Genomic DNA, 15,232 nt, shown 5'->3' on the forward strand with positions numbered 1-15,232 from the left:
CCGTTCAGACCCAACGCCCCGACGCCGAGGCGAGGACGCCGAGCTGTGCGGCGATCTCCGCGAACTCTCCGGGGGGCAGACTGTGCACAGGACCTGTCACGGTCAGCGCAGCCTCCAGTTCCCCACCGGGGCGACGCAACGGCACGGCGACGGCGGTGATGTGGTCCTCCCACTCTTCGTCGGACCCCGCCCAACCGCGTCGGCGGACCGCCGTCAGTTCCGCGTCGAGTTTCTCCGGGTCGACGATCGTCCGGGGGGTGAAGCGTTCCAGGCCACGAGCCGCGGCTGCGGCGGCGGCGTCCGGGCTGTAGGCGAGAAGGAGCTTTCCGGAACTGGTCGCATGTCCGGGGGTGCGGCGACCGAGGTAGTGGTGCGGGGACATGAGCCCGGAACCGGCGGCCTGGGCGATGTTCACCGCCGAGATCTCGTCGAGCACGGCGACATTGGCGGTCTGCCCGGTCTCGTCGGCGACCATGTCGCACAGGTGCTGGGCAGCACCCGAGAACCCGGCGCGGTCGGTGACCGCACCCGCGAGCCGGACCAGGCCGAATCCGAGCCGCCACTGGCCACCCACCCGGTCCCGGTCAACCAGTCCGTGGTCGGCGAGCGTGGTGAGCAGGCGGGTGGCACTGGACTTGTGCACACCCAGGCGGTCGGCGATCTCGACCGTCCCGGCCTCCCCCAGCTCCGCCAGGATGTCGAGTGCCGCGACGGCCCTGTCCACTGACTGCACCGACTGACTTGTCATTTTCGAACTGTACGTCCGCTGTTGCGCACTACGCAACTCCAGAACAGTGGTTCCGGTCACACTCCAGTGACTGCAGCTCCACGACCACACCGATCCGACCACACCGTCCCGACCACACCGTCCCGGTACCACCGACACGACCACCTCAGGAGTCACCGATGTCCGACACAGTCTCCCCCTCCGCACGCATCGTCATCATCGGAGCCGGCGTCGTCGGCGCCGCACTGGCGGACGAGCTCGTCCTCCGCGGGGCAACCGATGTCACCCTGGTCGACCAGGGCCCGCTGTACTCACCCGGCGGATCGTCCTCCCACGCCCCCGGCTTCGTGTTCCAGACCAACCCCTCGCGGGTCATGAGCCTGCTGGCCCAACGCACCCTCGACAAGCTCGACGGCCTGGAACTCGACGGCGCCCCGCTTCTCGACAGGGTCGGCGGGCTCGAGATCGCAACCACCGACGCCCAGCTCAACGAACTGAAACGGCGCCTGGGTTTCGCCCGGGCCGCCGGGGTACCCGCCGAACTGGTGGGGCCTGACCGGGTCGCCGAACTGTGGCCCGGCCTGGACACCACCCTGATCCTCGGGGCGCTGTACTCCCCCACGGACGCCGCGGTCTACGCTCCCCGCGCCGTGGAGTTCCAGGCGCGCCGGGCCGGGGAGGGAGGGGCGGAGATACTCGGACTGACCAGGGTGACCGAGGTTCTCACCGAGGACGGCCAGGTCACCGGCGTAGTTGTCGAGGACACCGGAGACCGTGGCGACGCCAGGGAAGCCCCCCGCGTCCTGCCCGCCGACGTGGTGGTGGCCTGCGGCGGAATCTGGGGCCACCCACTGGCCAGGGCCGGGGGACTGCGTGTCCCGATGCACCCCATGGAGCACGGTTTCGCCTGGACGGTTCCCACGGACGTCCTGCCCGGGGTCCGCCCGGACGGCACTCCGCTGCGCGACGACGAACCTTCCCGGCCCATCGTCCGCCACCAGGGAGCGGGAATGTACTTCCGCGAGTTCGGCGGCAGGCTCGGTATCGGGGCCTATGAGCACCGGCCCATCCCCGTCGCACCCGAGGATCTCACGGACACCGCCCATCTGCTGACCACCGGCCGACATCCCGCCATGCGCCGGTTCACCGCGGAGGACTTCGAGTTCACCCGGCAGGAACTGGGCAGGGTCTTCCCCGCCGTGAAAGACCTTCCCCTCGAGGACGAGTTCAACGGCGTCTTCTCCTTCACCCCTGACGGTGGTCCGCTGCTCGGCCCGTCACCGGAAGTCGCCGGATTCTGGTGCGCGCAGGCCGTGTGGGTCACCCAGTCGGCGGGCGTTGCGCAGGTGGTCGCGGACTGGATGCTGAAGGGGGACCCCGGCATCGACACCCATGAACTGGACCTGAACCGGTTCGACCCAGCCCTGCTCTCGGACTCGTGGATCCGCGGCCGGGCCGTCGAGAACTACGACGAGGTCTATGACATCCACTTCCCGCACCAGTCCACCGCAGTCAACAGGGGACTGAAGACCAGTCCCTTCCACCTGCGGACGGAACAGGCCGGCGGTGTCTTCACCGAGCACAACGGCTGGGAACGACCCCTGTGGCACGAGTCCAACCTGAAGATTCTCGAGGACTCCGGGTTCCTCACCCGGGACGCCGTGGTCGATCCGGTGAACAGTCCGGTGGCTGAGGCTCCGGTGGACCCGGACGCCCCGGTCGCCGTGACCGTGCCGCGCAGGGACGCGTGGGACCGGTTGAACTGGTCCCCTGTCGCTGCCGCCGAAGCCTGGGCGACGCGCAACAGGGCCGCGGTCTACGACATGACCTCGCTGACCCGCGTCCTGGTCCGTGGGCCCGGCGCGACAACCTGGCTGGGGGCCCGGTGCACCGGCGTCACGGACCGCCCTGTGGGCAGGACACTTCCCGTGGTCTACACGCTGATGCTCGACGGGACCGGGGGCATCCTGTCGGACGTCACCGTGACACGCCTCGGTGAGGAAGAGTACATGCTCGGGGTGAACGGCCCGTTGGACGTGGTCCGCCTCTCCCTGTCAGCGGCCTCGGAGACCGGCGGCGCAGTCACGGTGGACGACATCACCACGGCGTCCTGCTGCCTGGGACTGTGGGGTCCGCGTGCCCGTGACATCCTCACCCCGCTCGCCGAGGGGGACGTCAGCAATGACGGCCTCCGCTACTTCAGGGCCTCCCGGATGTTCGTCGCCGGGGTACCGGTGCTGGTCCAGAGGGTGAGCTATGTCGGCGAACTCGGCTGGGAGATCTACACGGCGGCCGCCCACGGCCTGCGTCTGTGGGACGAGATCGTCGCGGCGGGCGCAGAGTACGGCCTGGTGCCGGCGGGCCGGCTGGCGTTCAACAGTCTGCGGACGGAGAAAGGTTACCTGTCCTGGGGTAGCGACATGACCAGGGAGGACACTCCCGGGGACGCCGGGCTCGGCTTCGCGGTGAAGACCTCCCCCGAGGTGAAGCCGGACGGGTTCACGGGTCGTGACGCGCTCCTGGAACGTCCGACCCGGGGACGACGCCTCGTCACCTTCGTCTCGAGGCTCGACGCCGGTGTCCCGGAGGCCGGGGCACCGGTGTGGGCGGGTGAGGTTCCGGACGCAGGTGCGGGAGAAGCCGCGATCGGCCGGGTGACCGGAGCTGACTCCGGGTACGTCACCGGTCAGACGGTCGGTACCGCCTGGGTTCCCACGCAGTATTCGGAACCGGGGACTGTTCTGACGGTCGGCAGATTCGGCAGGGGCGTCAGCGCAGTCGTCGTCGAGGCACCGGTCTACGATCCCGGTGGGCTGAGGATCCGTCGCTGAGGGGCAGTCGCTGAGGGGCCGCTCCGTCACCTTCCCGGTCCGGACCCGCCCCAGGGATCCGGAGCAGGCCCGCCCGCCGGAGCCACGGTCACGCTCACAGTCCTGCGCTCTCGTCTGCGGCCTCCCTGAGAAGCTGCACCGTCTCACGGATCACAGGATGGGATCCGGATCCGCGCCGCAGCATGACCAGCACCCGGCGGCGCGGGGCCGAGGGTCCGTCGAGAGGTTTGCGCACGACCGGACTGTCGGAGCTGAGCTGGACGAGTCTCGGCACCAGTCCGACACCCAGCCCCCGTGAGACGATCTCGACGCTGGAGACCCAGTCAGCGACCTCGTGCACCACCCGTGGTGTCGCCCCTGCCGCGGTGAACGCCGTCGTGAACAACGCTCTGTACGTGGTACCGGGGTGGTCCGCGACCCAGGGGTCGTCCGCCAGTTCCTCCAGGCGTACCGAACTCCTGTCAGCCAGAGGATGATCGACGGGCAGCAGGACGTCGAGAGGGTCGTCGAGCAGCGGGAACTGTTCGATGCGTCGGTTGTCGGCGTCCGGTGCCGCCTGCATCGCCACAGTGACCGCGACGTCGAGCCTTTCGGCGGTCAACAGGTCGATGCACCGGTCAGGTTCCGCCTCCGTGATGGACACGTCCAGCCCGGGGTGGCTGCCGTGGAGACTGGCGGCGACGGAGGACAGCAGTGCACCTGTCGCCGAGGAGAATCCGCCGAGCCTGAGTGCCGCAGGCTCCCTGCCCGGGGCGGCGTCCTCAGCTTCGCCGTGGATACGTTCCCACAGGGTCACCAGTTCATCCGATTTCTCCACCAGGATCCGGCCGGCCGCGGTGAGCCGCAGTCCCCTGCCGTCCCTCTCGACCAGGGCAATTCCCACCGCCCGCTGGTACTCCCGGATCTGGGAGGAGACGGCCGAGGGGGAGTACCCGAGCGCCGACGCGGCCTCGGTGACGGTACCGCAGGTGGCGAAAGTCCTGAGCACGGTGAGGCGGTGATCGATCATGCGGAAATCATACACGATATTGTCTGATTATCTGCGATTTATTTTCATCACCCGGCGATATACATTTGCGCCATGACACTCGCACAGTCCGCTCCGGGCCCCGGCGGCACGTCCACGACCGCACCCCGTACCTCACGCTCATCCACCGCCGACGTGCGGCAGAACATGCTCGAACTGCTCCGGCAACGTCCTCCCCGGACCTCCCTGGAAGCCCCCCTGTACACCGACCCCGCAATGTTCAGCCTCGACATCGAGGGGATCTTCACCACCCAGTGGCTCTTCGCCACCACCGAAGCCGAGATCCCCGACCCCGGCGACTACGTCACCGTCGACTTCGGACCGGTCTCCCTGATCATCGTCCGTGGCGATGACGGGCAGATCAACGCGATGCACAACGTCTGCCGGCACCGCGGCGCCAGGGTCCTCACCGACCGTCACGGCAGTACTGCCCGCCTGACCTGCGCATACCACTCATGGACCTATGCCACCGACGGCACACTCATCCACGCGTCCTCCCCCGGCGAAACCTTCGACCGCACCTGTTTCGCACTGCGCAGGGTACACACCCGGTCAGTCTGCGGCCTCATCTTCGTCTGCGCCGCCGCCGAGCCCCCCACCGACATCGACGACCTCGAGGACACGGTGAAGCCGTACCTCGCCGGCTTCGACATCGCCTCGGCCAAGGTGGCCACCCGCATCGACCTCATGGAGGAGGGCAACTGGAAACTCACGATGGAGAACAACCGGGAGTGCTACCACTGCGGCGGACACCCCGAGCTCGCCTGCTCCCTCTTCGCGACATGGGGTCTCACCGAGGACACCGTCCCACCGGAACTCTCGGCGGACTGGGACCGGTCCCTGGTCGCCGACGCCACCCTCCAGCAGCGGTGCGACCGCTACGGACTGCCCTGGCAGATCGTCGAACACCTCACCGACCGTGACGTCGGCTACCGCATCTCCAGGGAGGCCCTCGACAAAGCCGGGGAATCCTTCTCCGTCACCGGGCAGCGACTGTCCCAGAAGCTCATGGGCGACCTCCCCGACTTCCGGCTGGGCCGCACCTCACTGCACGTCCAGCCGAACGCCTGGTTCCACGGCCTGTCGGACCACGTCATCACCTTCGCCGCCTTCCCCGTCAGCGCGGAACGGACCCTGGTGCGCACCACCTGGCTCGTCGCCGAGGATGCCGTGGCAGGAGAAGACTACGACGTCGACGAGCTCACCTACGTCTGGCGTCACACCAACGCGCAGGACGCCGACTTCGTCCAGCTCGCCCAGCAGGGGGTCTCCTCACCCGGGTACGTCCCCGGCCCCTACATGCGCAGCGAGGACCAGGTCGAGGCCTTCGTCACCTGGTACACCGCCCACATGGTCGACCACCTCGCCGGAGCAGAGAGCAGGAGGCAGAGTTGAGCAGCGTCATCGTCGAACAGTTCACCCCGGAACCCACCGCCGCACCCCGGAGGCCCCGACGCAGGCTCGACGCCACCGGTCTGGTCATGCCCTGGGCCCGCGACGCCGCCACCGGACACCGCGCCGAAATCCTCGACCGTGACTTCTCCGGCATCGCGCCGCCGGCCCGGCACTCCGAGTTCACCGTCGAAGTCACCGGCATCCGTGACGAGACCCCCACCATGCACACCCTCGTCCTGCGTCGCACGGACGGACTGCCGTTCACCCACAGGGCCGGCCAGTTCGTCCGCCTCAGCGTCCCCGTCGACGGTCCCGGCACCGACCCGGTGGCCCGGTGCTACTCGGTGTCCTCGTCACCGGTGCTGTCGGTCTACGGCGACCCGGCGACCTTCACCGTCTGCGTGAAGAAGGTCCCCGGAGGGAGGGTGTCGACCTGGATCCATGATTCCCTGACCACCGGCACGGTCCTGGAGGCACAGGGGCCGCTGGGGAACTTCCACCTGCCTGACGTCGACCGGCGGGCCCGCTACCTCCTGCTCGCCGGCGGCGCCGGGATCACCCCTGTGCTGTCGATGGTCCGCACCCTCGCCGCACTGCCCGGACCGGTGGACACCGTGGTCATCTACCACTGCAGGCACCCCCGGGAGTTCGCCTTCGCCGAGGAGCTCCTCGACCTCGACGCCCGCACCCCGGGTCTCACCGTCTGCCTGTCACTCGGTTCCCTGACCTCCGGCACTCCGGGATGGAGGGGAGCCACCGGACGCCTCTGCCCCGAAGCTGTCGCGGCCATCGTCGACAACGCCTGCGGACGCCGCGTCTTCGCCTGCGGCCCGCCCGGTTACCTGCAGACAGCCCGGGAGGTCTCCGCCGCAGTCGGCGTCCCTCTCAACGCCTACCGCGAGGAGTCCTTCGACGAGACCACGACCTCGGTGGACACCCGCCCCTGCCTCTCTTCCGTCACCCTGCCTGCCGTCACCCCGACTGTGACTGTCATACCGGACTGCACCGCCCCGGACCGGGAGCCCCCGGCCGGCACCACCGCCGCCACCGACACCGCCACCACTGCCACCGCCGCCACTGCGGCCCCCGGGACGACGACGGTGACCTTCCTCCGCTCAGGCAGTGTCATCTCCGTCGCCCCCGGGGAAACCCTGCTCGACGCCGGTCGCCGTGCCGGGGTACCCCTGCGCTCCAACTGCGGTGCCGGGTTCTGCGGGTCGTGCGCGGTACGGAAAATCTCCGGCACCGTCGACATGTCCGACAACGGGGGCCTCCGGCAGCGGGACATCGACGCCGGCAGGATCCTTCTGTGCTGTTCACGGCCCGCCGGAGACCCGGTGGAACTCGACTGCTGAGAGCACCGGATCCACCGGGTACCCTCGTCACCATGATTCTCATCAACGTCCGATTCCGTCCCCTCCCCGAATACCTCGAGAACTTCCGGGAAGTTGTCCGCGAGTTCACCGACGCCACCCGCGCAGAGGAAGGCAACCTCCTGTTCGAGTGGTACCGCAATACCGACGATCCCTCCGAGTACCTGCTGGTCGAAGCTTTTGCCGACGGTGCCGACGTCGCCCACGTCCAGTCCGACCATTTCAAGGCATCCTGCGAGCTCTTCCCCACAGTTCTCCGGGAGACCCCGCAGATCATCAACCACAGTCTCCCCGGCAAGACCGGGTGGGACCGGATGGCGGAGTTCCAGGTGCCCGCCACCGACTGACCCCCGAAAGAACATGAGGTGTGAACCGTGACCGTCAGTGTCTTCGACCTGTTCCGTATCGGTGTGGGACCGTCGAGCTCCCACACCGTAGGACCGATGCTGGCGGGCCTGCGGTTCGCCAGGGCCCTGCGTGAACGGCGCCTCTCCGCCTCCTTACCGGTCGCCGTACCTGCCGGCGTGCAGACCGCCGTACCTGCCGGCGTGCAGCCCGGCGTGCAGACCGGCGTGCAGACCGACTCCGGCGTGACAGCGGACACCACAGTCGCTGCCGGCGGCGAGGACACCGCCGGTATCGCCGGCGGCGCCGTGTCACGTGGCCCGGGCATCACCGTCATCCTCTACGGTTCCCTGGCCGCCACCGGCGCCGGCCACGGTACCCTCGGCGCCTGCCTGCTCGGACTCGACGGCTGCGATCCTGCGACTGTCAGCCCGGACCACATGGTCTCCCGGCTCCGGGAGATCCGCAGCTCCCGCACCATCTCTCTGGCCGGCGACGCGGATTTCCCGGTGACCTGTGGCTTCGAGGACATCATCCTCCGCCCGTCCGTGGTGCGCACCATCCACACCAACGCCGTGACCTTCAGTTTCCTCGACAACTCCGGCGAGACCTTCTCCGAGACCTACTACTCGGTCGGCGGCGGGTTCATCAGGACCGCCGACGAGACCGTGGGAGACAGCCGCCTCACCGGAGAGGGGACCTTCACCTCCGCCGCCGAGCTGACGGCCCTGGCGGAGTCCGCGGGCGGGATTGCCGCCGCCCAACGCAGATGCGAGCGTCTTCGCAGGACAGACAGGGAGATAGATATCCGGCTGGACTCCCTCGTCCAGGCCATGGACGCCTGCGCGGAACGGGGTACGGGCACTGAAGGCGTCCTGCCGGGTGGACTGCTCGTCCGGCGAAGGGCACACCGGTGGTACAACCAGCTGTCCCGCGAGGACCCTGACTGTACCGCCGAATTCTCCGAAGACTGGGTGAATCTCGTCGCACTGGCGGTCAACGAGGAGAACGCCGCCGGCGGCCGCGTCGTGACCGCACCCACCAACGGTGCCGCAGGGATCATCCCCGCGGTCCTCTTCTACGCCCGGACCTGGACCCGCGCCGGACGGACAGACCAACGCGACACCTGGCGCCGCTTCCTCCTCGCTGCCGGCGCTGTCGGTTCGCTCTACAAGGAACGGGCGTCGATCTCGGGGGCCGAGGTCGGATGCCAGGGCGAGGTCGGGTCCGCCGCCTCCATGGCCGCCGCAGGGCTCGCCGAGGTCCTCGGCGGCACCCCCGCCCAGGTGTGCAATGCCGCAGAGATCGCCATGGAGCATTCACTCGGCCTCACCTGCGACCCGGTGGCCGGACTCGTCCAGGTCCCCTGCATCGAACGCAACGCCATTTCGGCAGGCAAGGCCATCAACGCCGCCAAGATGGCCATGCGCGGGGACGGGAACCACCGGGTGAGCCTCGACGAGGTCATCGAGACGATGCGCCGCACCGGTGCCGACATGTCGGACAGGTACAAGGAGACCGCCGGTGGCGGACTGGCGACCACCGTCGCCGTCAACATCCCGGAGTGCTGACCCCCTGACCCCCCTGACCCCCTGACCCCGCCGATTCCGTCGCCCCGTCACCCCCTGCTGTCGTTGCCGCCGATCTCCTTCTCCGGCCCCTGGTTCTGCATGGCCACGGCCAGTTCATCACGCAACCGCTCAACTTCGGCGTCCGAGTAGTTCGCCCCCACAACCGCTGCGAGACCGTCGACGACCGACGCACCGTAGTTGTGCCCGTGGCCGTCAGGGACCTTCGCCGCTCGGGGGAGATCGAGAGTGACCTGCCAGAAGGTGACGAACGGCATCCAGTTCATCGCCGGTGTCCGGTCGAATCCCGGGGGCTCCCTGAGCCAGTCCGGTCTGCGGAAGATCAGGTCCGGTGACCACCACACCACCGGGTCAGAGGGATGCTGGACATAGAGCACCCGGGGACTGCGCCACTCGTCGGCGGAGTCAGGGTCGGACAGTTCGTGCCTCCACCGGGTGATGTCATCCGCATTTTCGGCGAAGCGCACCATCATTCCCCCGGAGTACTCCGGGCTCACCTCGGTGGTCCCCGGGTCCCGGCGCGTGACAAGGTCCCGGTGGAGTTCATTGCTGTTCGGCGGCCCGACGAGCAGCATCCCGTCCACGGCGCCGGCAATGTCCCGGACCCCGGAGAACGCGCCCTCGGCGGCGGTTGTCCCCAGGGACTCCCCGTAGATGTACAGTTTCGGCCGGTGGTCGGCGGGCAGGGTGTGCCACCAGTCGACCACGGTGGACACCAGCGCACGACCGTACTCTGCGACACGGTCCCGGTCTGTGACGAACTGCACGGCACTGGGGACGTCCGAGTACTGGGCGGAGGCGATGGCGGTGTCGCCGTCGAACATCAGCTCGAAGGCCTGGGCGGTGGTGGGGTTGACCCAGCCCGTCCCGGTCGCCGGGGTCACCAGGAGTGCCTTCCGTTCTGACGCCCCGGTCCTTTCGAGCTCACTGACGACATGGCGGGCGCGCTCCACATCGTCGGCACCGTCGTCGATTCCCGCGTAGGCCCGGATAGGTTCCTTCGCGGGGCGTCCGGTGAGTTTCTCCAGGTCCTCCCGGTACAGGCCCAGTGCGGTGAACCGGGTCCCGTATGCACCGAGGTCCTCCCACCTGGTCGGTGACCCCGGTCCCCCGGATCGTTCACTGACATGGGGGCGTACCAGGTCGGGCCTGATCGGTTCCCTGCTCACCGAGAAGAACTGCTCGGTCGCCCTGCGTACGGTACCGGGCAGGACGAAGTCGACGAGGAGCACCGTGACCACCGCTACCGCACCCCAGGACACCATCAGCCGCAGCCCGTACCTTGTACTTCTGCCGGGAACGGCGTCGGCCAGCAGCCCGGCGATCGCGGACACCGCCCGACCGACCGTGTCGAGCAGCACCCACACCGCCAGTCCGGTGGGCAGCACGAGGAGGAACTGGGCCGCCGTATAGGACCTGGCCCCCATGAGGTCGGCGAGTTCACGCTGCCACCTCACCGCCACCAGCACCCACAGCAGCAGGGCCACCGGGATGAGGACGACCAGGGCACGACGGCCCCGGGTCACCCACAGTTCAGGAACCCTGCGTCCCCGGACGGCACTGCGCCACACGGGTTCCACGGTGTCGCGCAGCCACATCCGCCAGTTCCACATCAGCATCAGCCCGATGAGGTGGCCGGTGGCAGCGGACAATCCGCAGGACAGTCCCTGGTAGAGCCAGGTCCTGGGGATCAGCGACGGGGTGAGGGACAGGGCGAACATCACCCCGCCGCAGATCAGTCCCCAGACATTGGGAGGGGTGGGACTCCGGAACCCGAAGAAGTGGACGAACCGACGGGGCGCGCCGGTCCTGTCCGCCGTGCCGGTGACTGCTGCACCGGTGTTCTCAGACATGCCCCTGCTCCCGGGTCTCCGCCACTTCCAGCCACTGCATCTCGCAGTCCCCGTGCTCCGCCCTGACCTCCTGCAGTTCCTTGTCCAGTGAACTGAGAAGCCCGGTGTCGATCTGTCCGTCGGCGGGGGAAGCCGCAGCAGCGAGTTTCGCGGTGAGGTCGTCGATCTTCCGGCTGAGCTTCTCCATACGGCGTTCGAGTGAATTGAGGGTCTTCTTCAGTTCCCTGTCCTCGCGTGCGGACAGCCCGGACGTTCCGGCGTCCCCGGCGTCCCCGGCGGATGACGCCGCCCCGCCCTTCCCTGCCGCTGTCGTGGACCGCCGGCCGGTTCCGGAGATGCCGGCGAGAAGCTCCCGGCGCCGTTCCAGGTACTGGGCGATACCGCCGGGCAGGTTGGTCAACGTGCCGTCACCGAACAGTGCCCAGGTCGAGTCACATATCCGCTCGATGAGGTACCGGTCGTGGGAGATGACCACCAGCGTCCCCGCCCAACCGTCGAGCAGATTCTCCAGCTCCTGCAGGGTGTCGATGTCGAGGTCGTTGGTCGGTTCGTCGAGCAGCAGCACATTCGGCTCCGCCATGAGCACGCGCGTCAGCTGCAGGCGGCGACGTTCACCGCCGGAGAGGTCCCGGACCGGGGTCCGCTGACGTCGGGCGGAGAATCCGAGGCGTTCCGCCAGCTGGGACGCCGTGAGTTCCCTACCGCCGATCTCGACCCTGGTGGCGACATCCTCCACGGCCTCGATCAGGCGCAGGTCACCGTCAAGGTCCTCAAGTTCCTGTCGCAGCCAGCCGATCTCCACGGTGCGGCCCTGTGTCCTACGTCCCGCAGCCAGGGGATACTCGCCGGCGAGGGCGCGCAGCAGTGTGGTCTTGCCGGATCCGTTGACGCCGACCAGGCCGATGCGCTCACCCGGGGCGAGACGCCAGGTGAGGTCCTCGACCAGGACCCTGGACTCGGGTGGTGGGGTGGTGACCGTGGCGTCCTCCAGTTCGATCACCTTCCTGCCGAGCCGCTTCGCGGCGAACCGCATCAGCTCCACCTGGTCCCGGGGGGCGGGCACATCCCTGATCAGGGCTTCGGCGGCTTCGATGCGGTAGCGGGGCTTGGAGGTGCGGGCCGGGGCCCCCCGACGGAGCCAGGCGAGTTCCCGGCGTGCGAGATTCGCCCGGCGCTGTTCCTCGGCGTCCGCCTGGCGGCTGCGCTCCGCGCGGGCGAAGACCCAGTCGTTGTAGCCGCCCTCGTAGACGTCCACGGTACCGTCGTGGACCTCCCATGTCGTGGTGGCGACGGTGTCGAGGAACCACCGGTCGTGGGTGACGACGACGAGCGCGCACCGTCGGGCCAGCAGGTGTGCGGCGAGCCATTCGACACCTTCGACGTCGAGGTGGTTCGTCGGCTCGTCGAGGATGACCAGGTCGACGTCACGCACCAGCGCCGCGGCAATGCCGACCCGCCGGCGTTCACCGCCGGACAGTCCCTCCAGCGGGGTGTCCATTCCCGCGCCGTCGCCGAGACTGTTGACACCGATTCCTTCGAGGACATCCCTGATCCTCGGCACGGACGCCCACTCGTGGGTCTCCAGGGTGCCGTCGTTGTCCCCGGTGAGTCCGGACAGCACCGCTTCACCGACCGTGTCCCCTGTCAGACCACTGTCCTGGGAGACCACCGCCATGCGCAGGCCGTTGTTCCGGGACACCCGACCGGAGTCCGGGGTGTCCGTTCCCGCGAGAATGCGGACCAGTGTCGACTTCCCACCGCCGTTGAGCCCGACAACTCCGATCCGGTCACCGCTGTTGACCCCGAGGCTGACACCGTCGAGAAGTGTACGCAGTCCGTAGGACTTCTCGACGTTCTCCAGGTTGATGAGGTTGTCTGCCGCCCTGGTGCCGGTCGCGGTGCTGGTGCTGCTGCTCATGTCGTGTTCCTGCTTCGTGTCTCGTGTCAGAGGTGGGTGCGGTTCGGGGTGGGGTACGGGAAAGTGGTGTCAGGGGACGGAGCGGACGCCGTGGGGGCTGGACGAGGCGACCAGGGTGGGACCGGCGTGCCCCGACCCCGCGACAGCGGCGGCCACCTCGACCGCGTGGTCACGGTCGGCGCAGAGAACCGCGAGGGTCGGTTCGGCCCCGGACACCACCACCCCCAGAGCTTCCGCCTCCACGGCGACGTTCATGGACAGGCGTAGACCGGGCCGGAAACTGCACACCAGTGCGTGCAGGTCGTTGTCCAGGAACCCTCCCACGACGGTGGGGTCCTCGTCCAGCAGAGCGCGCTGGATATGTGTGACGCTGCCTGCCAGGATGTAGTACACGCGCTCGCCCCGGTTCGCAGCCTCCCTCAGGCTGTCCAGTCCGGCGACGAGCTTCTCCACGGACAGGGGCTCCGCGGCCAGGGACCTGTCGTCGGTGGCGAATGCCCAGTGACGTACGCCCCGGGTCATCACCGGAACCGGGCCGCTTCCCTTGTCCAGTACCGTCCCACCGATGAAACGTGCAGGGACGCCGGGGCCGACCAGGGACGCCAGGCTTCTGAGCTCACTGTCGTCGGGCCCGGGGACCGGGGCGAGTCCGTGGTCGACGGCGTCCCTGCCGTGGAGGATGTCACGCATCGCCGCCAGTGTGGCCGCGGCATCAGCGTCGGCGCAGGCCAGAACGCCTGCGGGTATCTCCCGGCCGATCCGGATCTCCACCTGCGGCAGCAGAGAGTCCGGTGCGAGCTTCCGGTAGCGGTCGACAATGACGGTCACCGCCCGGACCACGGGGCCGACAGAAGGGTCGTCCGGCTGCTCCGGATCGTGGGACCGGACCGTGCCCCGCGCCCGGTCGACCACGGTGACCGAGATGACCGGACCGGTGGACCGGCCGGTCCGGTCCGGGGGGACTGTCCCGGTCGCGGTGACTGTGACGGTCTCAGTCAGGTCGAGCGACTGGGTGACCGTGACTATTTCCCTGGTGCCGGAGCTCTGCGGTTCCCCGATGCTGGTGAACAGGCACACTGCTCCCTGCGCGGTGGCGGACGCCTGCCACGGTGAGGTGTCTGCGGGCCCGCCGGCTGCCGTGTTCACTGCCGGTCCCGCAGGGTCGCCGGGGTGTCGCCGTCGCCACCTGACCGTGCCGCCAGCGAGGCGACCGCCAGGGTCACGAAATCGACTGTCCCGAGTTTCTCACCGCGCTGACGAGGGTCGATTCCGGCGGCGGTGAGGACTTCCTCTGCCGACTGCGGTGATCCGAAATAGCCGGCCAGAGCCGCGCGGAGCGTCTTGCGCCGCTGCAGGAAGGCTGCGTCCGTGAGAGCGAAGACCTCACCCTGGAGTGCCTGCCGGTCCGGAGGTGACAGTGTGGTGAGGACGTTCTGCCAGGGCCGGTCACCGTCGGTCCACCGGTCGATCCTGACCAGTCCCGAGTCGATTTTCGGGGCGGGCCAGAAGACGTTCCTGCCGACGGTGCCCGCCCGGGTGACCGCCCCGTGGAAACCTGCCTTGACACTGGGGACGCCGTAGATCTTCGACCCGGGGGCGGCGGCCAGTCTCTCGGCGACCTCAGCCTGGACCATCACGAGGACTCTGCGGATCGAGGGGAACTCGGACAGCAGGTGGAGCAGAACAGGTACGGAGACGTTGTAGGGCAGGTTGGCGACCAGGGCGGTCGGAGGGTGGACACCGGCACGGTCGAGGTCCGGGGCGGTGAGGGTCAGAGCGTCGGCGCTGAGTACGGTCACGTCGGTCTCCCGGTGCGGGGCGTGCTCAGAGACAGTGCGCGGGAGCCTGTCCGCCAGGCGCCGGTCGATTTCCACGGCAGTGACGTCTCCGACCCGGTCGAGCAGTGCCAGGGTGAGTGACCCGAGCCCCGGGCCGACCTCGATGACGTGATCTCCGGGTCCCAGTTCAGCCGCCGAGACGATCCGACGCACGGTGTTCGGGTCAAGGACGAAGTTCTGGCCCAGCTTCTTCGTCGGGGTGATGCCGAGTTCTGCGGCCAGGCTCCTGATTTCGCCGGGGCCCAGCAGCCGGACGCCCCCGGGGCCGGCCGTGCTCTTGTCTTCACTGTCCGTCACAGCTCGAGGATACAGCCCCGCGGCAGTTCCCCGGCCACC

General features: G+C 68.8%; 11 protein-coding genes. 5 read left to right on the forward strand and 6 right to left on the reverse strand.

Annotated elements, in window-relative coordinates:
* Positions 1-4: 4 nt before the first annotated feature.
* Positions 5-748 carry an IclR family transcriptional regulator gene (locus BN3906_RS02005; protein ID WP_066583469.1) on the reverse strand — a complete coding sequence of 248 codons (744 nt, stop codon included), beginning with the start codon at positions 746-748 and terminating at the stop codon, positions 5-7.
* A gap of 158 nt (positions 749-906) precedes the next feature.
* Between BN3906_RS02005 and BN3906_RS02010 the strand changes: the two genes are divergently transcribed.
* On the forward strand, positions 907-3,558 hold the full coding sequence (locus tag BN3906_RS02010) for a GcvT family protein (protein WP_066583471.1): 2,652 nt from the start codon (positions 907-909) through the stop codon (positions 3,556-3,558).
* Positions 3,559-3,652: 94 nt separating this feature from the next.
* On the opposite strand, the gene BN3906_RS02015 is transcribed toward BN3906_RS02010, so the two are convergent.
* Positions 3,653-4,567, reverse strand: coding sequence for a LysR family transcriptional regulator (locus tag BN3906_RS02015; RefSeq protein WP_066585820.1), 915 nt, complete (start codon positions 4,565-4,567; stop codon positions 3,653-3,655).
* 72 nt (positions 4,568-4,639) lie between these two features.
* Between BN3906_RS02015 and BN3906_RS02020 the strand changes: the two genes are divergently transcribed.
* The 4 genes from BN3906_RS02020 to BN3906_RS02035 are packed head-to-tail and all read left to right on the forward strand — an operon-like array spanning position 4,640 to position 9,269.
* Positions 4,640-5,980, forward strand: coding sequence for an aromatic ring-hydroxylating oxygenase subunit alpha (locus BN3906_RS02020; protein ID WP_066583474.1), 1,341 nt, complete (start codon positions 4,640-4,642; stop codon positions 5,978-5,980).
* A complete protein-coding gene (locus BN3906_RS02025; RefSeq protein WP_066583477.1) occupies positions 5,977-7,335 on the forward strand; it encodes a flavin reductase family protein in 1,359 nt (452 codons plus the stop codon). The genes BN3906_RS02020 and BN3906_RS02025 overlap by 4 nt, the downstream gene beginning before the upstream one ends.
* A 32-nt stretch (positions 7,336-7,367) precedes the next feature.
* A complete protein-coding gene (locus tag BN3906_RS02030) occupies positions 7,368-7,700 on the forward strand; it encodes a putative quinol monooxygenase (protein ID WP_066583480.1) in 333 nt (110 codons plus the stop codon).
* Between the two features lie 27 nt (positions 7,701-7,727).
* On the forward strand, positions 7,728-9,269 hold the full coding sequence (locus BN3906_RS02035; RefSeq protein ID WP_066583483.1) for an L-serine ammonia-lyase: 1,542 nt from the start codon (positions 7,728-7,730) through the stop codon (positions 9,267-9,269).
* A gap of 47 nt (positions 9,270-9,316) precedes the next feature.
* Here the strand turns inward: BN3906_RS02035 and BN3906_RS02040 are convergent, their stop codons facing one another.
* From BN3906_RS02040 to rsmA, 4 genes are all read right to left on the reverse strand, one after another.
* Complete coding sequence (locus BN3906_RS02040; protein ID WP_078057038.1) at positions 9,317-11,140, reverse strand: alpha/beta hydrolase; 1,824 nt, start codon at positions 11,138-11,140, stop codon at positions 9,317-9,319.
* Complete coding sequence (locus tag BN3906_RS02045) at positions 11,133-13,058, reverse strand: ABC-F family ATP-binding cassette domain-containing protein (protein WP_066583489.1); 1,926 nt, start codon at positions 13,056-13,058, stop codon at positions 11,133-11,135. The genes BN3906_RS02040 and BN3906_RS02045 overlap by 8 nt, the downstream gene beginning before the upstream one ends.
* A gap of 69 nt (positions 13,059-13,127) precedes the next feature.
* Positions 13,128-14,204 (reverse strand): hypothetical protein, encoded by a 1,077-nt coding sequence (locus tag BN3906_RS02050; RefSeq protein WP_066583497.1) that lies wholly within the window; start codon positions 14,202-14,204, stop codon positions 13,128-13,130.
* Entirely contained in the window at positions 14,201-15,193 is a 993-nt protein-coding gene (gene rsmA, locus BN3906_RS02055) for a 16S rRNA (adenine(1518)-N(6)/adenine(1519)-N(6))-dimethyltransferase RsmA (protein ID WP_066583499.1), read from the reverse strand. The genes BN3906_RS02050 and rsmA overlap by 4 nt, the downstream gene beginning before the upstream one ends.
* Positions 15,194-15,232: the final 39 nt, after the last annotated feature.

It is taken from the genome of Corynebacterium provencense (assembly GCA_900049755.1).
In the GTDB taxonomy this organism is placed as follows: Bacteria; Actinomycetota; Actinomycetes; order Mycobacteriales; family Mycobacteriaceae; genus Corynebacterium; species Corynebacterium neomassiliense.